Origin of the sequence: Burkholderia pyrrocinia (genome assembly GCF_018417535.1) — a bacterium.
In the GTDB taxonomy this organism is placed as follows: Bacteria; Pseudomonadota; Gammaproteobacteria; order Burkholderiales; family Burkholderiaceae; genus Burkholderia; species Burkholderia pyrrocinia_E.
On record NZ_CP070979.1, the window covers coordinates 305,424 to 324,814 of the forward strand.

The following is a 19,391-nucleotide window of genomic DNA, read 5'->3' on the forward strand; positions in this document are numbered from 1 at the left end:
TATTACGTACGCTGCGGCGTATGGCTCCCTACAATCCTCGCAACTGACGGACGTGCATGCTGCATTGCGGTTTCCGCTCTGTCGTCAAAGGGCTTGCAGCGACGAAGGCGGTGACCGATAACACGCAGTTGCCCGCATTCGCGCGTCACTGCCGGCATTGAGCGCATGTGGATCGGTGTTCACGTCGCTCGGGCCTTCGAGGGGAAAGCATCCGGACCGTACGATGTATTGACAGGAGTACGAAATGACACCGCTGCAAGTCATCCAGAGTCTCGATGTGCTCACGAACGCGATCGAAGTCGCGGTCGCCCGGGCCGACTGGAGCGAGGCCGTGCGGGCCGCGGAAGCACGTTCAAGGTTCGTGATTGCGCTTGCGCCCGATCAACCGGACGAGGTTCGCGCGGCGATCGGGAGAATGCAGGAGATCGATGTCCGGATCTCCACCGTCGCCCGGGAAACGTTCGAGGCACTCATCGCCGAGGGCTGGATTGCGTTGCACGAAGCCCGGCCGGCGACGCAGGCGTTGGCGGCGAAGCCGCTGTCGCCCGGGGCGGATGCCATGGCATCCCGAAACCCTTCTTTTCCCGCATGAGCGTTACTGCCCGGGCGATGCACATGCTCAATACGCGGGCAGGTCTTTGGACATGCCTGTCGCGGGTCAATGTTTCGGTGGCGGTATGCGATTGCGAAAACGCATCAACTCTGTCGATCGACGCGGTGGTTCGTCGACGGCGACCATGAACGAGTGGAGAGCCGCCAACGCATGTGGGCGGTCGCCACGCCGAAAGCTTGGCGTTCGGTGAAGCCTGGCGGCCGGATATTGACGGACGAAACGGGAATCCCGTGACCGATGGCGATCAGGATGCCGTTATCGCCATGAGCCTGCCGAGGGCCTGTCATGTAGCCCGTACCTGGCTAGTTGCCTGACGATGATCTGATCTTCGATCAGAGCGGGTTGCCCTGGTTCCGGCACTCACCCTGGAATTGCCCGGAACCCCTTTCGCCGGCCCCGAAACGGGCCGGCTTTTTTTCAGAGGTTCGATTCACGATAAAAATATGATCATGCAGGATGCCAAACAATATGGCGAGTGCATCTGAATTGTCTGCGGCAAGCGGTGATGACTGTTTTGATATTCAAGGTAAGTAAGGCTATCTATGGAATCGTACGCACGATCGGTACCAGTGGTGATGTACCGCCACGTTTCACCATCGCCCGGGGAGTTCAGCATAACCCCGGAGCACTTCGAATCGCAGATGCACTGGCTGGCGCGTAACGGATACGTCACGTTGACGGCGGACGAATTCGCGTGCTTTCTGCACGGCGCGGCCATGCCCGAGAAGTCGATCCTGCTGACGTTCGACGGCGGTTATCTGGACAACTATGTCCATGCTCATCCGTGCCTTGTTCGCTATGGCCTTAACGCGATCATGTTTCTTGTCACCGGTCGCGTCCAGGACGGACCCGCTAGATCCTTTCGCAGTCGTGCTTCCGGTGAGGAACGTTCTCATGCGGAATGCGAACGCCTCGTTCTGATCGGGCAAGCCGACGATGTAACAGTCCGCTGGAGTGAGATCGACATCATGCGCGCGGCTGGCACTTTCGAATTTCACAGTCACACGCACAGTCACCTGCGCTGGGGCCAGTTGTGTACCGATCCGGACGACAAAATTGATCGCATCCGCACGGACATCGAGACGTCGAAGCGGATTCTGACCGAGAAAACGGGCATGGCATCAGCGCATTTGTGCTGGCCGGAAGGCTGCTGCGACAGTGACTGTATCGACGCTGCCCGAGCGGCCGGGTTCGAGTACCTCTACACAACGGACAACACTCGACGCAACGTTCCGGGTAGCGCCCCGTACCAGATTCATCGCATGGCCGACAGCGGCAGGAATGGAGAGTGGCTGGCGCGAAAGGTGCAGCAATACCAGCACGAGCGGTGGGGGTGATTGTCGAAAACCCTGACGCAAACGATTGGCGGCCGTCACGTCATTCAAGCAGCACGGCGCGGGGACGATAAAGAAGGAAGCCTAACTTTATTCCGTTTTCACGGGGAGAAAAAGCATGAATGTCAGACCGATGACGGTACGGTCAAAACTCGCGGTTGCCTTTGGTCTGCTCGCCGGGCTGGTGGTGCTGGTATCGGGACTGGCTTTGCACGCGTTAAGCGACGCAAATGACAAGTTCGCCCTGTATGTGCATGGCGTGACCGCGCGCGCGAATACCGTGGGACGGGTGCGCAGTGCGGTCGACCGGCGCGCGATCGCCGCGCGTAATCTGGTTCTGGTTACCAAACCCGCCGATCTGGAAATGGAACATGCTGCCGTGACGCAGGCGCATGAGGACGTGCGGGTGCGTTTGAAGCAACTGAACGATCTGATGGCTGGCGCAACAGACACGACGGACCAGGCTCGTAGCCTGGTGGCCGAAATCAACCGCGTGGAGAGCGAGTACGGTCCGGTGGCGGCCGACATCGTCAGACTTGCGCTCGACAACAAACGCGACGAAGCGATCACGAAGATGAACGACCAGTGCCGTCCGCTGCTCGCGGCACTGGCCAAGGCGACCAGAGCGTACGCGGAATACACGAACGGGCGCGCCGAGCACCGGGTTCAGGAGGCGGCAGACCAGTATGCCGCGCAGCGCGCGCTGCTCGTCGGCATCTGTCTGGCCGCGCTCGCCGCTGCTGCCGTCGCGGCGCTGCTGATCACCCGCAGCGTGACGCGGGCACTCGGCGCGGAGCCGGCCGAGCTGGGCGGCGTCACGCGGCGCGTGGCGGGCGGAGATCTGAGCCCGGTGCCGGGTGCGCGGGCCGCGCCACGTGGGAGCGTGCTCGCGTCGATGGGCGAGATGCAGACGAGCCTCGTGCGCCTGATCGGTCAGGTCAGAACCTCGGCGGACAATATTGCCACCGGCACGAGCCAGATCGCTTCGGGTAACCAGGACCTGTCGTCGCGCACCGAGCAGCAAGCGTCTTCGCTGCAGGAGACCGCCTCGAGCATGGAGGAACTGACCTCTACGGTGAAACAGAACGCGGAAAACGCGCAGCAGGCAAGCGCGCTGGCTGCGAATGCATCCGCGGTCGCGCACAAGGGCAGCGCCGTGGTCGGACAGGTCGTGGAGACCATGACCGACCTCAGTCATAGTTCGACGAAGGTCGCGGAGATCACCGGAATCATCGAGGGCATCGCGTTCCAGACCAACATCCTGGCCCTGAACGCCGCGGTGGAAGCCGCGCGCGCGGGCGAGCAGGGGCGCGGCTTCGCGGTTGTGGCGAGCGAGGTTCGAAGCCTCGCGCAGCGCTCGTCGAGCGCCGCGAAGGAGATCAAGGACCTGATCAATGCCTCGGTGCAGAAGATCCACGACGGCTCGACGCTCGCGGGTGAGGCCGGCAAAACGATGGCCGAAGTCACGCAGGCGGTGGCCCGCGTGACCGATATCATGGGCGAGATCGCAGCGGCCTCGAGCGAACAGAGCCGGGGTATCGAGCAGGTCAACCAGGCGATCACTCAGATGGATGAAGTCACGCAGCAGAACGCCGCGCTCGTGGAGGAGGCGGCGGCGGCCTCGAAGTCGCTGGAGGACCAGGGCCGTCAGTTGACCGAGGCGGTGGCGTTTTTCCGTGTCGATGGCGCGCCTGCCGGCATGCCGGTGCGATCGCAGCCGGAGCCGGTGCGGCCTGCACCTCCCCGGGCCCTGGCCGGCAGGAGGATCTCTGCGTCGGTCGTGCGGACGTCCGTGCCGGCAATGGCCGCTGCCGGCGCGGCTGATGCGTGACATGCCTTCCAGGCGGCCCTGCCGCCGACAACCGGGGAAAGACCGATGGATGGAGCTCGTGTGATGCACTGCGCGTGCGGCAGCCCGGTCACGTCGTCGGCAGTGCGGCTGGCCGGTGTCGCGTCGACCGGATCCGCCGGCGATTGTCCGGGGTCGGCTGCGAATGGCGCCGCGAGCGTCTTCGTGCTCGCATCCGGTTGCCGCCACGGATGCTCATACGCGCAGATCTCGGCGTGCGACATCGGGGCATCGTTCACAACAGGAATCGCCGACGGAATCATGCCCCGTGCTCCGAGATCAGGCGTCGTAGCCGACACGCTCGAAGGCCTTCACGCGCGCCCGATCGATGCCCTGCACGATCGCGCCAAGCAGCACCGCGTCCGTTCCCGTCGCGGAGATCGCGAAGTCGGGTACCGGGATCGGCAGCGACGCCGACAGGTGTGCGCGGATCGCTGGAACAAGCAGCGCACCGCTGCGACCAATACCGCCCGCCAGCACGACGAGCGCGGGATCGAGTACGGGAATGATCGACGCGAGTCCCCATGCGAGCTGACGCGCTTCTTCCGCCACGCATCGTTGTGCGCGCTCATCTCCGGCATTGGCCGCGGCAAAGACCTCCTCGGCACTCGACACCACGAGTCCGCATCGCCGCGCATAGGTGACGATGCCCTTTGCCGCCGCGAATGATTCGAAGCCGTGCTGTGGACCGTCGCCAGTGCGCTTGCCGACCGAGGGTGCGGGGGGAAGCACCGCGATCTCGCCCGCGAACCCGTGCGCGCCTCGATGCAGCCTGCCCCCGGCCACGATGCCGATACGGATACCGGTGCCGATCGACATGAACACGAAATTCTCGACGTCGCGCCCGAGCCCGTGCCGCTGCTCGCCCAGTGTCGCCAGGTTGATGTCGTTCTCGATCACGATACCGGCGCCGAGCGCCTCGCGCAGTGACGGGATCAGCCCCGGGCGCTCCCAGTCCGGCAGGTTCGGCGCAAGGCGCAACCGGTCGCTGGCCCCGTCGAGCACACCGGGTGAACCGATTACGGTCGCCAGTACGTCGTCGCGCGGCACCTTCTGTTCGTCGAGCATGGCGTCCACGATCTCGACGATGCGCGCGACCAGTTGCGTCACGCGCGAGGGCGTGCGCTTTTCCAGCCGTGCGATGACGGTACCCGTCAGATCGGCGACCGCGCCGCGAATCCATTTTGCGCCGACGTCGATGGCGACCACGAACCCGGCCCGCGCGCGCGGCGCGTACAGCCGCGGCGAACGCCCTGCGTTGCCGGCGCGCACGCCGGTTTGCTCGACCAGCCCCAGCCGTTCGAGATTGCCGAGCGCAGCCGATACCGTCACCTTCGATAGGCCGGTGCTCGCGGCCAACTGCGGACTGGATGCGGGGGCGAGCGACAGCAGATGCTGGTAGATCGCCCATTCATTACCCTGACGGACGAATGCCGGCCCCCGGGTAACAGGGACGGTCTGGATAGCTTTCGGGGTGTGGTGGTTCATGCGGGGCGTGATTTGCGGGATGGCCGATCCTATCAACGACCCGTCTCGCGGGGCAAGCCAATCCCGTGATCAGGGGGGCGTGAGCGAACGCGGCGGGCGGAGGACAACCGGGTTATTTTGGCGCATTTGAATTCGTAAAGAATCTTTCCTATCATTCGCAACGTGACACCGACAGCGGGAAACGGTGCCGACCGGAGCAGTTCCGAACGATGAGACGCGGTACAAGCCACATGGAGACACGATGAGCGATTCAACCTGGCAGGACCCCGCCGGCACGCCTGCAAACCCCGCGCAGGCACCCGGAAACGACGGGCCGCAGTTTCGACGGTCGGTCGGACTGTTTCCGGCGATTGCCGTCAACATGATCCAGATTTGCGGCGTGGGTCCGTTTCTGACCATCCCGGCGATCGTCGCGGTGATGAATGGACCGCTCGCCGTGATCGGCTGGATTTTCGGTGCGCTGCTCGCGATGAGCGATGGACTGGTATGGGCGGAACTCGGCGCAGCGATGCCCGGGGCAGGGGGCACGTACCTGTACGTGCGCGAGGCGTTCCAGTACCGCACCGGCAAACTGATGCCGTTCCTGTTCGTCTGGACCGCGATGCTGTCGATCCCGCTGATCATGAGTACGGGCGTCATCGGCTTTGTCCAGTATCTCGGATTTTTCCTGCCGAACCTCGCGCCCTGGCAGACGCATGCCATCAGTATCGCCGTCGTCGCGGTCGTGGTTCTGGCGCTGTATCGCCGTATCGAATCGATCCGCGCGCTGAGCGCGGTGCTGTGGATCATCATGGTCCTCGCCGTCGGCCTGACGACCGCCGCCGCCTATTCCGATTTCCACCTGAGCCTCGCCATGTCGCTGCCGCCGGATGCGGGCGATATCGGCAAGTTCTTTACCGGTCTAGGCGCGGGCCTGATCATCGCCATCTACGACTATGCGGGCTATAACACCACCGCGTACATGGGCGACGAGCTGAAGAACCCGGGCCGCGTGATGCCGCGCTCGATCATCGTCTCGATCGTCGCCATGATGGTGTTCTATCTCGCGATGAACATCGGCGTCATCGGCACGGTGCCGTGGCAGGACGTTGCGAAGTCGACCTCCGTTGCATCGCTCGTGGTGTCGCGCAATTGGGGGCATGCGGCTGCGGCGTTCGTCACGGTCCTGATCCTGATCGCGGCGTTCGCGTCGGTGTTCGCCGGCTTGCTCGGAGGTTCGCGAGTGCCGTTCCATGCAGCGCGCGACGGCGTGTTTCTCTCCGCATTCGGCCGGCTGCATCCGAAACACAACTTCCCCCATGTGGCGTTGCTGGTCATGGGCGTGGTGACGGCGGCCGGAACGTTCTTCGACCTGACGACGGTGATCAATATGCTGGTCGCCGTGGCGGTGTTGCTCCAGTCGGTCGCCCAGATTGCGGCGCTGACCGTGCTGCGCAGGCGTCAGCCGGCCCTGAACCGCCCGTACCGACAGTGGCTGTATCCGGTACCGAGTCTCGTGGCGCTGGTTGGATGGCTGTACGTCTTCTACGCGACCGATCACCAGTCGCAGCTCATGTCGACAATCTGGATTGCACTGGGCCTGCTCGCGTTCGTGATCTGGGCGCGCATCGCACGGCAGTGGCCGTTCGGCCCGAAGCATATTCGCGAAACCTTCCTCGAGCAACAGAAGTCCGCCGCCAGCCACTGAGTCCCCCCGATGAACGCAAACAACCTTCCGGCAGACCGGCCTATGAATACCAGCGACGACGGCTTCGCACTGGCTATCGATTTCGGCGGCACAAAGATCGCGATGGCCACGACCACGCAGTCGGGACACCGTCTGCACGAGACCGAAATCCCGACCCTGGCGCAACAGGGTGCGGATGCGGTGATGCGGCGGATGTTCGAAGCCGCGTGGGGACTGATCTCCCGGACCGTCGTCACGCTCGGTGTGCCGCTTCGTGCGGTCACCGCCGTGACGCCCGGCATCGTCGAGCGGGACGGCATCCGCCTTGCACCGAACAACCCCGGCTGGGAGCGGCTCGTGCTCGCGGACCAGCTGCGCGAAGGCTTCGAGGTCGAATGCGTGGGCGTCGAAACTGATGTCAAGGCTGCGGCGCTCGCCGAGGCACGATGTGGTGCACTCGTCGGTATCGATTGTGGCTTGTATCTGAACCTGGGAACCGGACTGGCAGCCGCTGCGGTCATCGGCGGAAAGGTGCTGCGCGGGTCGCACGGTGCCGCCGGCGAGATCGGATATCAGTTGCGCGGAGTGCCGGGGGAAGCGCCATTTGCGGAAGGGGGCGCTCCGCTCGAAGATTTCGTGTCGGGTCGGGCGATCAGCGACCGGGCCAGCAGGATGCTCGGTTGTCCGGTAACGACGCGTGACGTGTTCGACCTGAGCCTTACGGATCCGCAGATGGCACGCCTGCTCGACGATACGCTCACGGGCCTGAGCGCACATGTGGCGAATATGGTGCTTCTTCTCGATCCATCGCGGGTCGTTATCGGCGGCGGTATGTCACGGATGCCGCGGGTCGCGGATGAAATCCGGACTTGCCTCGCGCGCGCCGTTCCCTACCCGCCCGAGGTGACGGTTTCGGCCTTCGGGCATGGCGCGGCGCTGCGAGGCGCGATCGCGCTCGCACGGGACATCTGGAACTCCCGTCATCCGTCATTGCCGCTGCCTGCTCAACGCGAAGGCCGGTTTCAAGTACTCCTCTCTTAGAGAGGGGCCCGACAAGAGCCAATGGGTTGTTGGCTTTTTCAGCATCCTGTTCACCTTGGTCATCGTGACAGACGGGCAGGGGAGATGTGCTGACCAGTCTGCTTCGACGTCGCCGCTGCGGCCGTTGGCGTGGTGCGGGCGGCCGCGGCGGCGACGCGTGCCGGTCCTCAGAACTTCTGGACGAGCGCGACGCGACCGACGAACTGGTTCTTGCTCGTTGACGGGCCGTTCGAACCGACGATGGCCGGCTGATCGAGACCGGTGCCGGTGTTCGAGTTCGCGTGCTGCCACGCGCCCTGGACGTAGACGGACGTGCGCTTGCTGAGGCTGTAGTTCGCCATCAGGGCAAGTTGAATCCAGTTGGCGGTGGAGTCCCCGCCGGCGCCGTTGAAATGAGCGTTCGTGTACGCGGCCGAACCGGCCAGGTAAAATTCCGGACGCACGAAATACTGCCCGTTTACCTCGAAGTTGTTGAACTTCCACGAATTCCAGCCGGTGCCGATGCTGGATACGTACGCGTTTGCGACCGGGTTGTATACGTCGGTGTGCGAATACGCGAACGCGACGTTCGCGTTGTTCGCGAACGTCCACTTGACGCCAGCGTCGATGTTCTGCTGCGACGGTGCGGTGAAGACGGCGTCGCTGGTCAGCGCGCCGCTCTGGTTCGGGGCCTGCGCGCCGCCGTTGTTCGTTTTCATGTATGCGGCGGCAGCCGAGAAGGCACCCATCGTATAGCTCAGCGCGGTGCTGTAGTTGCGGTTGTTCGCGGAGCCTGGCGTGTTGCTGAAACTGTACGTCGCTTCGGCCTGCAGGCCGGCGAACACGGGCGACACGTACTTGATCGTGTTGTTCGGACGAAAGCTGGTGTCGGCGTTGTCGTTGTCGAACGGATGCGCAGCGAAGTCGCCGATCGCGCCACCGGCTCCGGTGAACGGGGCCCACAAATCGACAGTCGCGTCGTTCTGGCGACCCAGCGTCAGCGTGCCCGCCTGCGTCGACGCCAGACCTACGTATGCATTGCGGCCGAACAGGCGGCCACCTTCGTTCGACTGGCCGTTACTACCGTTGAACCCGCTTTCCAACGTGAACAGTGCGCTCAGGCCGCCGCCGAGATCCTCGGTGCCCTTCATCCCGAACATCGATTCCTGCGTGTTGCCGCTGACCATCGCGAATGCGTGACTCCCCTGGGCGTTCGACGTGAAGTTCACGCCCATGTCCATTGCGCCGTATAACGTCACGCTACTCTGCGCATGCGCCGTACCGGCCGCGAGCGATGCCGCCAAGGCGACTTCCGCCGTGAGATATACCTTCTTCATGCTTTACTCCTCCTGTTTGACTGACCCCGTTGACGTCCACGGTGGCAACACCGGGAGATCGACTGCTTTGTTTGAAGCGTCACTGCAAACTTGTTGCCGGATACTTCGGCATCGACGCGCCAGGCCCTCTGCGGGTGAAGCAGAGAGATCGCGGCGGCAACCGGCCATGGTCGTGCGCCGTCGTTGACTTACAACCCGCCCTAAAAGGCAGAAGCGAGGAACGCTCGTTCTCCGCGGGCAATTTAGTTGAACGAAGTTATTGGCATCGACGTACTCCAGTTGGTCGAGGCGGGCCTCAACAATCGAACCCGGGGATACGGAGCGACCTTTTCGAGCCGGCCACCAGGCAAGATCAATAGGCGCCACGCTATCAGTCAAAAAAATCCAATGCAATCACAATCGTGATGTTTTTTGAAGTGATTGTGGTTGAAAGGTGAGTGGTGCCTGCGCTTCGTGCTCGAAAGGCCTCGGTTCCACGGCGAAGTCGGTCGTCGAAACGCGAAAAACAGCGTCACAAGATCGGTCGATACGTCAGACGTTTCCCGGGCGTCTTTCTCATTGAGGAGCCTGCCAACCGGCGCTCTCGCATGGGCCCGCGGCCACCTGCGCCGCTTGGCCTCGAGCCTTGCGCGACGAAGCAACCTCTCCGCCGGCTTCATGAATCAAAATAAGTCAAAATAGTGATTGAGTTTGATTTTTCTGGGGTGTATCTTTCCGTTCCATCACCCCCCCACAACCAGTACAGGAGGCAGCAAGATGAAAAGAAAAATGCATATGGCGGCCATCGCGACCATCGTGCTTTGCGCCGCTCTGCCGGTCGGCGCTCAAGCGGCGGTGCCGCTCACGGGAGAGACGGTTACCGTTTTGCTGCCGCCGTGGGCGACGTTACCGAAGGGCATGACAGACCGATTTACTGCGCAGACCGGCATCAGGCTGAGTCTGCAAACGCTGGGCTGGGACGAGATCAGAACGAAAATCATCACGGCATCGATCGCAGGCAGCCCGCCTGCCGATGTCACGGAAATCGACTGGTCGTGGGTGGGGCAATTCGGTTCGTCGGGTTGGTATGCCCCCTTGAATGCTTCTGTCGATGCGGCAACGGCCAAGGACTTGCCTGCAACCTCGATCTTTACCTATGACAAGAAACTGATCGGCGTTCCTTATAACAACGATTTTCGCCTTCTCATCTTCAATCGCGAGCAGTTGAGCGCGGCCGGTATCGCCCAGCCGCCGAAGACGCTGGCCGAATTGCTTGCCGACGCCAAGACCATCAAGGAAAAAGGGATAGCGAAGTTTCCGATTGCTCTACCACTCTCGGCTACGGAAGGCACCGCGACGGCCTGGTACCTGCTGACCAAGGCCTTTGGCGGGGACCTCTTCGATAACGATCTGAAGCCGTCATTCACGTCGCCGGACTCTGCCGGCTACAAAGCCCTGGCATGGGAAATCGGCGCGCTCAAGGCAGGGCTTGTCGATCCCGCGTCGACCGGCCTGAAGGACGTCGAGGTTCAGGAGCTCTTCAAAAACGGGCAGGCGAGCTTTGACGTTGCGGGTTGGGCCGGAAATCTCTCCGTCTACACGGATCCGTCGAAGTCGAAGGTGGCGAAAGCAGCCGAAGGCGCGCTTATGCCGACGGTGTCCGGAAAGACGCGAACGTTCGGGTTGCCGGAGGCTGTCGGCATTCCTGCGGCATCTACGCACAAGAAAGCGGCTGAAGTCTTCATTCGCTGGTTCGTCGCGCCCGAGAACCAGATGGAAAGCTATACGGCTCTCGGAAACTTGCCGACCCGGACCAGTGTACTGAAATCGCTCCAGGAAAGCGGCAAGCTCGCCAGCGGAAAGGCACTTCTTGCCCAGGCCGCCGTCGTCGAACCGCTTTTCAAACAGGGAACGCCCGGATGGTATCCGCAGTTCAGCAGCGCGGTTTCCACCGCGATCAATCAAGCCGCGAAAGGGCAGCTCACTATCGATGCCGCCATCAAGCAAATTGCTGCTCAAACGACTGAAGCCCAAAAGCAGTGAGCTGATCGCTTAGGAAAAGAGCCATGACCTCCGAAGTCGCAACCTCCGAGACCGTCCCATTTCAGGTTGACAAGCGTTCGACCTTCAACGGCGAATGCTGGTTGGGTTTAGCCTTCGCGGCGCCCATCGTCCTCATCATGGGATTACTGGTCTTCGGTCCCGTTTTAGTCACTCTGTGGGATAGCTTGCACAGGGTCGACCCCATGCGGCCTGGAACGCCGTTCATCGGCTTCGCGAATTACTGGGCATTGATGAGCGATCCCCGCGTGCAGCATGCGTGGGTAAATACGATGGAATATGTCGTATTTGCGGTCGTTCTGGAAACGGTCGGAGGTCTGGCTGCAGCTTTATTGCTGAACAGGATTACCTGGGGCCGACGTTGGCTGCTGGCCGCCGTGGTTCTGCCGTGGGCGTTGCCGCCGGTTGTCAACGCGATCGTGTGGGCGTGGATCTACAACCCGAGCTATGGCCTCCTCAACGGTGCCCTGCAATCCGCCGGACTGATCGGTTCGTATCACGTCTGGTTCAACGACCGCACTACAGCATTGCTGCTTGTGGCACTGGTCCACGTCTGGCGCATGCTGCCGCTGACAGCGGTCATCTTGCTCGCGGCATTGCAGAGTATCCCCGCGGAACTTTATCAGGCGGCTCGTCTCGATGGCGCAGGTCCGATTCGCATGTTTTCCAAAGTGACCCTGCCGCTGATTTCGGGTGGACTCGCTATCGCGCTGAGTCAATCGACGGTTTTCGCATTCAATCTGTTCGACGAGGCATGGATCCTGAATGGATCAAGCCTGGACACTCGCCCGGTGCTTGTTCAGGTCTACATGTCCGCTTTTCAGGACCTTCGATTTTCATACGGTATGGCGCTGTCGGTTCTCGTCATGTTTGCCTCCCTGTTGATCTCGCTTGTCTATGTTTTACGCGTCTATCGCGAAACGAGGTACGACTGATGCGCGGCTCATTCCTTTCCCGCGTCGGCTTGCTGATTTGCGCGACTGCTTTGTTGATATGGTCGCTGGGGCCGGTGTATTGGGCGCTTGTCACAAGCTTTACGGCGCCGACGGACCTGATATCGGCGTCGCCGCACTTCTTTCCGCCGCATGTGACGTTCGAGCACTATCGCGAACTTCTTGGAGCAACCAGTTCGTTTCAGGGAAGCGCGGTGCAATCCGTATGGCCGCAGTTCAGTCGGGCGCTTGTCAATAGTCTGGTTACGTCCCTCCTGGCAACGGTCGTAACCGTCGCGCTTGCTGCGATTGGGGCTTACGCGTTTGTTCGTCTCAAGTTCCCTGGCCGGAATGTCATTTTCGTCATGGTGGTCGCGTCTCTGGCTATTCCGGCCTATACGGTCATGATTCCGCTTTACAGGCTCATGGTGTCGTTGAAGCTTATCGATACCTACTTCGGCGTCACGATGATTTATGTGTCAGCGTTTCTGCCGCTTGCGCTATGGCTGATGCGAAGCGTGTACCAGTCGCTGCCGTTGTCGTTGGAGGAGGCAGCGTGGATGGACGGCGCAGGTCGTACCTACACGCTGTTCAAGATCGTCCTTCCGCTGGCTGCGCCGGGATTGATAGCCAGTGCGATTCTCACGTTCCTGAGTGCCTGGGGGCAGTTCATGATTCCGCTGGTTTTTTCGCCGACCCTGGCGACCAAGCCCCTGACCGTCCTCATTCCGGAATTTGTCAGTCGCAACTATGTCGACTACGGGCTGATGAATGCGGCCGGCATGCTCGCCATCATTCCCCCGATCATCGTTGTGCTTTTTTTGAACCGCTTCCTTGTTCAGGGCCTCATGGCCGGATCAGGCAAGTAGCGTCTCTTTGCAAAAAGGAATTAACCAATGAATGTGACCGAACGCGTTATCCAGGAGCAATTTCAGTTCTGGCCGGCGGCACTCGCCACGCCGTCTCTTGAACCGACCGCTTGCAAGTACGTGATCGTCGGCTGCGGCACTTCGTATCATCTCGCTCAAAGTATCGCCGCCTCGCTCAGTCTTCGCGGGTCGAGTGCGATCGCCGTGCCCGGAGGGGAGTGGGCGCGGCGCCGGCGCGCCTATGTTGCGAGCGATGCGAATGTTCACGTCATTGCGTTGTCGCGAAGTGGCGAGTCGACCGAGACGGTACAGGCGCTTGAAGTCAGCCGGGCCGCTGGTCTCGAGACGACCGCGATCACGTGCGAAGCCGACAGCAGCATTACCCGTCATGCAGACTCGGTCGTCTTTGCAAAGACCCATCCGGGCGAAGGCATCGTGATGACGTCATCGGCGAGCCTGATGTTGATAATGGGCTTGCGTCTGGCGGGCGTGGCGCTCGAAGGCAGCGTCGTGAACGATGCCGTGGCGACGATGGGAAAACTTGACAAGGCTCTTCCCGGTGCCTTGGCGGGACGATCCCACTTCGTCTATCTGGGTGCGGGCCCGATGTATGGAATTGCAGGTGAAGGCGGCATCAAAATACAAGAGATGAGTCTGAGCTATGCCCATACCTATCACACGATGGAGTACCGGCACGGGCCTGTCAGCCTTGTGGACGAGAAAACGCTGGCCGTTCTGCTTTACAGCCCGGACACTCGTGACGAGGAAGCGAAGCTGGCAGCGGAGTTGATTGAGAAAGGGGCGATGGTCCTGGGTTTCGGCGGACCGGGAAGTGTAGAAATCGAACTCCCGGGGGCGGACGAAAGCCGGGCAATCATGGTGCTTCCCGCCCTGCAGATTCTGGGTGAGCGAGTCGCCGAACTGCGCGGCCTCGACACAACCGCTCCGCGTCATTTGAACAAGGTCGTCACGCTATAACGCCTGACAAGGGTCGTGTGCTGGTGCGCATCCAAGTCGCCATCGCAAAATTTTCAAAGGAGGTGTCTCGTGGCCAATGTCGAGATCACCAATGTCAGAAAGAGTTATGGAAGCCAGTCGGTCATCGAAAGTGCCAACATTTCGATTCGGGACGGCGAATTTGTGGCGCTTGTCGGCGCATCCGGCAGCGGGAAATCGACGCTGTTGCGCATGATTGCCGGCCTGGAAAGCATCACGGATGGAAAGATCTTCATTGGAGAACGGTTGATCAACAATCTTCCGGCCAAAGATCGGGACATCGCCATGGTTTTTCAGAACTACGCGCTCTATCCTCATCTGAGCGTAGCGGAAAACATGGGGTTCAGCCTTCAAATTCGCGGAACGGCGAAGGACGAAATTAAAAAGGCAATCGGTGAAGCCGCGGAAATACTGGGGCTTACCCCATATCTGCATCGGCTTCCAAAACAATTGTCGGGCGGCCAACGTCAGCGCGTGGCGATGGGGCGTGCGATCGTCCGCAAACCCCAGGTGTTCCTGTTCGACGAGCCTCTATCGAACCTGGACGCGCAGCTACGGGTGCAAATGCGCCGGGAAGTCAAATCCCTCCAGCAGCGGCTCGGGACAACCTCGATCTATGTCACGCACGATCAGATTGAAGCGATGACGATGGCCGACCGGATCGTCCTGTTGAACCACGGTCATATTGAACAGGTGGGCGCCCCGCTCGACCTTTACGATCGCCCGGCGAATCTGTTTGTTGCCCGATTCATCGGCTCTCCCGCAATGAACCTGATGGAAGGATCGATCGTGCAACAGCAGGGGCAAACGTATGTCGACATTGATGATGGAATCGTCATCGCGCTCGGAAAGGACGTGCCGGTTGAATCCGGTACGAAAGTCGTTTGCGGCATCAGACCCGAGCATTTCAATATCGCCGAAGGAAAGAGTGCGCTAGGCATCGACGTTTCCACCGTTGAGGCAACCGGGGCAGAGTCGCATCTGCACGGGACAATCGGCCGGCACCCGGCCACCCTGATTCTTGGGGGGCGGAATCGTATCACGCATGGCGGCTCGATCCCGTTGACTGTCGCCGCCGAGGACATTCACGTTTTTGATCTGAAAACAGGTCGACGCTTCGATTTCGCACCGGGATGCAGAACATGAACAGTACTCTGGTGCAATCCATGACCGGGCGAGCCGGCAACGTCGGGCGCCTGGGTTTTTTCTCCGTCTGTACGGCTCATCCGGTAGTGATCGAGGCGGCGCTTCGGCACGCACTCGTTCACGACGTCGATGTGCTGATCGAGGCGACTTGCAATCAGGTAAACCAGGAGGGCGGTTATACGGGAATGACCCCCGCCGACTTCCGGCGGTTTGTCGCGCAAATCGCGGTAAGGGTCGGCTTCAATACGGAACGCCTGATCCTGGGCGGCGACCATTTGGGACCGACCCCGTGGAAGAAACTTTCGTCTGATGATGCGATGGCACGCGCCGAGTCGATGATTGCCGATTATGTGCACGCGGGGTTCCGCAAGTTACACATCGACGCCAGCATGGGCTGTCACGGAGAGCCTGAGATGCTATCGGACGAGGTCGTTGCTCAGCGTGCAGTGCGGCTTGTTCGCTCCGCAGAAGCCGCCGCTTCTCGGGAGACCCCGCCGCTATACGTGATTGGTACGGAGGTTCCGGTACCAGGCGGGGCGCTTGAGGTAATCGATCATCTTGAAGTAACGCGACCGTCCGCTGCGCAGCGGACGATCGACGTCCATCGTGCAGCATTTGAACAAGCGGGGCTCTCCGCGGCTTTCGATCGGGTAATCGGCGTAGTCGTCCAGCCCGGCGTCGAATTTGGCCACCAGAACGTCATCGTGTATCGCCCGGAGCGAGCACGTGATCTTGGCGCGTTGCTTTCAACGGGACACGGGTACGTCTTCGAGGCGCATTCGACAGATTATCAGCCGGCCGGCGCATTGGCCGAACTGGTTCGAGATGGATTCGCCATCCTGAAGGTCGGGCCGGGTCTTACCTTTGCCTACCGCGAAGCGCTCTATGGGCTCGACGCGATTGCGCAAGTGCTCGCTCCGGTGCCGGAATCGGAAACTTTGGCGGCGTCGATGGAACGCGTCATGGTAGCCAGGCCGGAACACTGGGAGAAGTACTATCACGGTACCGAGGATGAAATTCGCGTACAGCGCCACTTCAGTTACAGCGACCGTATCCGTTACTATTGGGCATTGCCGGAAGCGCAGGCGGCGGTGAACGCGCTGCTGGAACGTCTTGACGGCATGACGGTACCCGAGACGCTGGTCAGCCAATACCTGAGTGCGCTATATCCGGCCGTCCGGTCAGGTGCTATCCAGGCGACGCCCACGGTTTTGCTGGAATATGCGGTCAGCCAGGTATTCGAAACCTACCACAAAGCGGTGACTGGTCCCTAACGCGCGCCGGCATCGAATAGCGTGGTGAAGCCAGGGCTTGAAGCTTGCTATTGATGCTGTCTGTATATCGCGATGAGATATGAAAACGAACCGATTAGAGGCCATTAGGCACCATTTGTATTCGAACGGCGAAACCTCGATTCAGGCTCTTGCCGAAGGGGTTGGCGCATCCTTGGCGACTATCCGACGGGATCTTCAGATTCTTGAGGAGCAAGGCGTCATCGAACGTAGCCATGGAGGCGCGCGTATCTCGAAGGGAGTGGATACCGAGGTCGCATTCGAAGTCCGCGAAAATCAGCATCTGCGCGAAAAAAGGGCAATCGCGGCGGCGGCATATGACCTCTTGACGCCGAACAGCGCAGTGTTCCTCGATGCCGGAACGACTGTCCTGCAACTGGCTCACCTGCTACGGGTCAATCCAATCCCGTTGACCGTCGTGACAAACGGTCTGGTCGTTGCACACCGCTTGATGAATGTGCCGAAGGTGCGCGTCTCGCTCATAGGTGGACAACTGCGTAACGAGAATGCGTCGATGGTTGGTCCGGCGGCCGAGTTGGCGCTTGATCGACTGTGGCTGGATCAGTTGTTCCTGGGAGCCGGTGCAATTGGCGACGATCACAAAATCTACAGCATGGATTCCGCCGAAGCCAGCATCAACGAACATATGATCGAAAGAGCGGCGAGTACGATCGTTCTTGCCGATGCGAGCAAATTCAGTCGGCGCTCCACATTCCTGGTCGCAGAGCTGAATAGTCGAATGCGCGTGATTTCGGATTCGTCCTTGCCCGCGGAGGAACAGTCGAGGCTGAGGAAGGCGGGCATCAATTTAATCACCGTCGAGAGCACGGGAACAGATTCCGGCCATCGGGCGAGTGGTTCATGATGTCGGCCCCGGAGTTCGTGTTGGGGATTGATGCCGGGGGCACAAAGACGTTGCTGGCGATTGCCGACCGTTCAGGTGTAGTCCCTTTTGTTACCCAAGGGTCTACGCTTGATCCGAACGGCGGCCCTGTTTGGACCCGGGAAATCGCGCGTCTCGTCGATTCTGCTGCCCGTTATATGCCCCACGTATGCGCCGCGGCGGTGGGGCTCCCGTTCTTCGGGGAGGTGGAAACAATTTCTCAGGCACAACGCGACATGTGTGCCTGCCTGTTTCCCATGAACCACGAGGTCGTCAACGATGTTCAGGTGGCCTTCGACGGGGCCTTTGCGGGCCGGGGCGGGGTTTTGCTTTTGGCTGGCACAGGCTCGATGGCGTGGGCCGGTGACGGCAGCGGTGCAGACATAAGGATTGGCGGTTGGGGGGACGCATTTGGCGACGAAGGAAGCGCGTATTGGATTGGTCGCGAGGCGCTGTCGGAAGCCACACGCGCTTTGGATGGGCGTGGACTTGATGTCGACTTTGCGCACTTGCTGCTTGACGGGCTGCGGCTTGCCGAAGCGGATCTGATTGGCTGGTCGTATGCCGAGGCGGCGCGGAGATCGCGGATTGCAGGCGTGGCAAAACTCGTCAGCGAGATTGCGCTGGTCAACGAGACAGCGCGCTCAATCCTGGAACGTGCAGGTGATCAGCTTTACGAGCATGCGAAAGCGGGCTTCGAGCGAAGCGGTTTGCCGAAGTCTGCCGACTGGAGTTACGCCGGAGGTGTGTTCGCCAGTGAAGCAGTGTTAGGTCGCCTGATTTCCCGGATTGGCCGCGCGCCTACGCCACCATCGTTGCCGCCAATCGGGGGCGCACTGTTGAGAGCTGCGCGTCTTTGCAAATGGGGCGCGGATGCTGCATGGGTTGACAGTTTGGCGAACTCGCTTGCGAGCGCGTATTAGATTCCGCGTCCAGTTTCCCTACTCTTACTGTGTCGATAAATCCGCATTGGATGCGGAACAGAACGGATATCGCCAGAGGCAGTCGTCGAAGCCGCACAACATGGCGAGTTCGGCAAACTGCTCGTCGGCCAATCGAAGCGAGCGCAGCGTATGCGGGATCGAGCAGACCGCTTCGGCAATGATCGCGGCATCGCGGGCGTCGGTCTTGGCTTCACCTGCATGCAGATCGGCGATGCGGCGCATGGCCAGTCCCGGCAGATAGGCGACGAGCATGCCTTCGGCGCGGGCACGGCCACTGGAAGCGCGCCGATGGGGAAGGCTGGTCGACGACGAACAGGAGTCGGCCATGAGTCTTGAGTGCGGCGATGAGCGCGCGCAGCTTGGCCTCGTCGTTGGGTAGCGCCTTGTTGTACAGACGCTTGCTGTTTCGATCGAGTGCGACGGCGTGATGCTGGCCTTTACCGACATCGACGCCGACGAAGACAGCGAAGCCGAGCAGCAACTGTGGAACGAGTGTGCCCACCCGATCGCCAACGGCATCATCCACTACAACACGGCCTTGCTCTCGCGTGTCCACGAGCAGAAGCACGCCACGGGCGACGAGGTCGCGATGGCGTTTATCGCCACCATGTCGCCGGTTGCCTGGCGGCACGTCAACCTGTTCGGCGCGATGGATATCGGCGCCGCGACCATGCCCGTCGACATCGACGCGCTCGCTTCGTATTACGCTGACCAGGAGTACTGGGCCGCTTGCCCCAGGCAGCAGCCGAAGAGAGCGACGAGGAAATCCGAGATCCCGCTCACAAGACGTCCGGTTCGCCACTCATTGGACTCGGGAAGCCTTGCCAGGCAAGAGCTTGGGTGAGATTTTCAGTTCGCGGAGGATGGGAAAAAATAGCCAACGTCGCTTACGCCGGCCTATCCGAAGCCCGGTAAAGTTGCTCGACATATCATCACAAAATATTACGTACGCGGTGGTATATGGCTTCCTACAATCCTTGCA

The 19,391-nt window shown here is 61.0% G+C and carries 16 protein-coding genes and 1 pseudogene; 14 read left to right on the top strand and 3 right to left on the bottom strand.

Annotated features, from left to right (window positions below; genetic code table 11):
- The first annotated feature begins 244 nt into the window (after positions 1-244).
- The 3 genes from JYG32_RS34430 to JYG32_RS34440 all read left to right on the top strand — a co-directional run bounded on the left by JYG32_RS34430 (position 245) and on the right by JYG32_RS34440 (position 3,778).
- Positions 245-592, top strand: coding sequence for a hypothetical protein (locus tag JYG32_RS34430; RefSeq protein ID WP_213268078.1), 348 nt, complete (start codon positions 245-247; stop codon positions 590-592).
- Between the two features lie 596 nt (positions 593-1,188).
- On the top strand, positions 1,189-1,950 hold the full coding sequence (locus JYG32_RS34435; protein ID WP_213268079.1) for a polysaccharide deacetylase family protein: 762 nt from the start codon (positions 1,189-1,191) through the stop codon (positions 1,948-1,950).
- A 115-nt stretch (positions 1,951-2,065) separates the two neighbouring features.
- Entirely contained in the window at positions 2,066-3,778 is a 1,713-nt protein-coding gene (locus tag JYG32_RS34440) for a methyl-accepting chemotaxis protein (protein ID WP_213268080.1), read from the top strand.
- 297 nt (positions 3,779-4,075) lie between these two features.
- Here JYG32_RS34440 and JYG32_RS34445 read toward each other — a convergent pair whose 3' ends face one another.
- Complete coding sequence (locus tag JYG32_RS34445; RefSeq protein WP_213268081.1) at positions 4,076-5,284, bottom strand: ROK family transcriptional regulator; 1,209 nt, start codon at positions 5,282-5,284, stop codon at positions 4,076-4,078.
- Positions 5,285-5,525: 241 nt separating this feature from the next.
- Here JYG32_RS34445 and JYG32_RS34450 point away from each other — a divergent pair, with 241 nt between their 5' ends.
- Together JYG32_RS34450 and JYG32_RS34455 are read left to right on the top strand one after the other, a co-directional pair.
- Positions 5,526-6,971 carry an APC family permease gene (locus tag JYG32_RS34450; RefSeq protein WP_213268082.1) on the top strand — a complete coding sequence of 482 codons (1,446 nt, stop codon included), beginning with the start codon at positions 5,526-5,528 and terminating at the stop codon, positions 6,969-6,971.
- Between the two features lie 42 nt (positions 6,972-7,013).
- Positions 7,014-7,991, top strand: coding sequence for an ROK family protein (locus tag JYG32_RS34455; protein ID WP_213268083.1), 978 nt, complete (start codon positions 7,014-7,016; stop codon positions 7,989-7,991).
- 167 nt (positions 7,992-8,158) lie between these two features.
- On the opposite strand, the gene JYG32_RS34460 is transcribed toward JYG32_RS34455, so the two are convergent.
- Entirely contained in the window at positions 8,159-9,307 is a 1,149-nt protein-coding gene (locus tag JYG32_RS34460; RefSeq protein ID WP_213268084.1) for a porin, read from the bottom strand.
- 756 nt (positions 9,308-10,063) lie between these two features.
- Here JYG32_RS34460 and JYG32_RS34465 point away from each other — a divergent pair.
- The 8 genes from JYG32_RS34465 (at position 10,064) to JYG32_RS34500 (ending at position 18,388) form a co-directional block, all read left to right on the top strand.
- Positions 10,064-11,329, top strand: a complete 1,266-nt coding sequence (locus JYG32_RS34465; protein WP_213268085.1) for an extracellular solute-binding protein — start codon at positions 10,064-10,066, stop codon at positions 11,327-11,329.
- 23 nt (positions 11,330-11,352) lie between these two features.
- Positions 11,353-12,282, top strand: a complete 930-nt coding sequence (locus tag JYG32_RS34470; RefSeq protein WP_213268086.1) for a carbohydrate ABC transporter permease — start codon at positions 11,353-11,355, stop codon at positions 12,280-12,282.
- Positions 12,282-13,148, top strand: coding sequence for a carbohydrate ABC transporter permease (locus JYG32_RS34475; protein WP_213268087.1), 867 nt, complete (start codon positions 12,282-12,284; stop codon positions 13,146-13,148). The genes JYG32_RS34470 and JYG32_RS34475 overlap by 1 nt, the downstream gene beginning before the upstream one ends.
- Positions 13,149-13,175: 27 nt before the next feature.
- Positions 13,176-14,126 (top strand): SIS domain-containing protein, encoded by a 951-nt coding sequence (locus tag JYG32_RS34480; protein WP_213268088.1) that lies wholly within the window; start codon positions 13,176-13,178, stop codon positions 14,124-14,126.
- A 69-nt stretch (positions 14,127-14,195) separates the two neighbouring features.
- Positions 14,196-15,290, top strand: coding sequence for an ABC transporter ATP-binding protein (locus tag JYG32_RS34485; RefSeq protein WP_213268089.1), 1,095 nt, complete (start codon positions 14,196-14,198; stop codon positions 15,288-15,290).
- A complete protein-coding gene (locus tag JYG32_RS34490) occupies positions 15,287-16,564 on the top strand; it encodes a D-tagatose-bisphosphate aldolase, class II, non-catalytic subunit (protein ID WP_249744960.1) in 1,278 nt (425 codons plus the stop codon). The genes JYG32_RS34485 and JYG32_RS34490 overlap by 4 nt, the downstream gene beginning before the upstream one ends.
- Positions 16,565-16,643: 79 nt before the next feature.
- A complete protein-coding gene (locus JYG32_RS34495; RefSeq protein ID WP_213268090.1) occupies positions 16,644-17,447 on the top strand; it encodes a DeoR/GlpR family DNA-binding transcription regulator in 804 nt (267 codons plus the stop codon).
- A complete protein-coding gene (locus tag JYG32_RS34500; protein ID WP_213268091.1) occupies positions 17,444-18,388 on the top strand; it encodes an N-acetylglucosamine kinase in 945 nt (314 codons plus the stop codon). The genes JYG32_RS34495 and JYG32_RS34500 overlap by 4 nt, the downstream gene beginning before the upstream one ends.
- A gap of 75 nt (positions 18,389-18,463) precedes the next feature.
- Here JYG32_RS34500 and JYG32_RS34505 read toward each other — a convergent pair.
- Positions 18,464-18,890: pseudogene (locus JYG32_RS34505) on the bottom strand (IS110 family transposase); the annotation flags it as partial.
- On the opposite strand from JYG32_RS34505, the gene JYG32_RS39285 reads away from it, so the two are divergent.
- On the top strand, positions 18,837-19,253 hold the full coding sequence (locus JYG32_RS39285; protein ID WP_249744961.1) for a transposase: 417 nt from the start codon (positions 18,837-18,839) through the stop codon (positions 19,251-19,253). The pseudogene JYG32_RS34505 and the gene JYG32_RS39285 overlap by 54 nt on opposite strands.
- The last annotated feature ends 138 nt before the right edge of the window (positions 19,254-19,391 follow it).

Coding starts and splice junctions, on each gene's coding strand:
- JYG32_RS34430 (WP_213268078.1), top strand. CDS start 245: ATGACACCGCTGCAAGTCATCCAGAGTCTCGATGTGCTCACGAACGCG.
- JYG32_RS34435 (WP_213268079.1), top strand. CDS start 1,189: ATGTACCGCCACGTTTCACCATCGCCCGGGGAGTTCAGCATAACCCCG.
- JYG32_RS34440 (WP_213268080.1), top strand. CDS start 2,066: ATGAATGTCAGACCGATGACGGTACGGTCAAAACTCGCGGTTGCCTTT.
- JYG32_RS34445 (WP_213268081.1), bottom strand. CDS start 5,284: ATGAACCACCACACCCCGAAAGCTATCCAGACCGTCCCTGTTACCCGG.
- JYG32_RS34450 (WP_213268082.1), top strand. CDS start 5,526: ATGAGCGATTCAACCTGGCAGGACCCCGCCGGCACGCCTGCAAACCCC.
- JYG32_RS34455 (WP_213268083.1), top strand. CDS start 7,014: ATGAATACCAGCGACGACGGCTTCGCACTGGCTATCGATTTCGGCGGC.
- JYG32_RS34460 (WP_213268084.1), bottom strand. CDS start 9,307: ATGAAGAAGGTATATCTCACGGCGGAAGTCGCCTTGGCGGCATCGCTC.
- JYG32_RS34465 (WP_213268085.1), top strand. CDS start 10,064: ATGAAAAGAAAAATGCATATGGCGGCCATCGCGACCATCGTGCTTTGC.
- JYG32_RS34470 (WP_213268086.1), top strand. CDS start 11,353: ATGACCTCCGAAGTCGCAACCTCCGAGACCGTCCCATTTCAGGTTGAC.
- JYG32_RS34475 (WP_213268087.1), top strand. CDS start 12,282: ATGCGCGGCTCATTCCTTTCCCGCGTCGGCTTGCTGATTTGCGCGACT.
- JYG32_RS34480 (WP_213268088.1), top strand. CDS start 13,176: ATGAATGTGACCGAACGCGTTATCCAGGAGCAATTTCAGTTCTGGCCG.
- JYG32_RS34490 (WP_249744960.1), top strand. CDS start 15,287: ATGAACAGTACTCTGGTGCAATCCATGACCGGGCGAGCCGGCAACGTC.
- JYG32_RS34495 (WP_213268090.1), top strand. CDS start 16,644: ATGAAAACGAACCGATTAGAGGCCATTAGGCACCATTTGTATTCGAAC.
- JYG32_RS34500 (WP_213268091.1), top strand. CDS start 17,444: ATGATGTCGGCCCCGGAGTTCGTGTTGGGGATTGATGCCGGGGGCACA.
- JYG32_RS39285 (WP_249744961.1), top strand. CDS start 18,837: ATGCTGGCCTTTACCGACATCGACGCCGACGAAGACAGCGAAGCCGAG.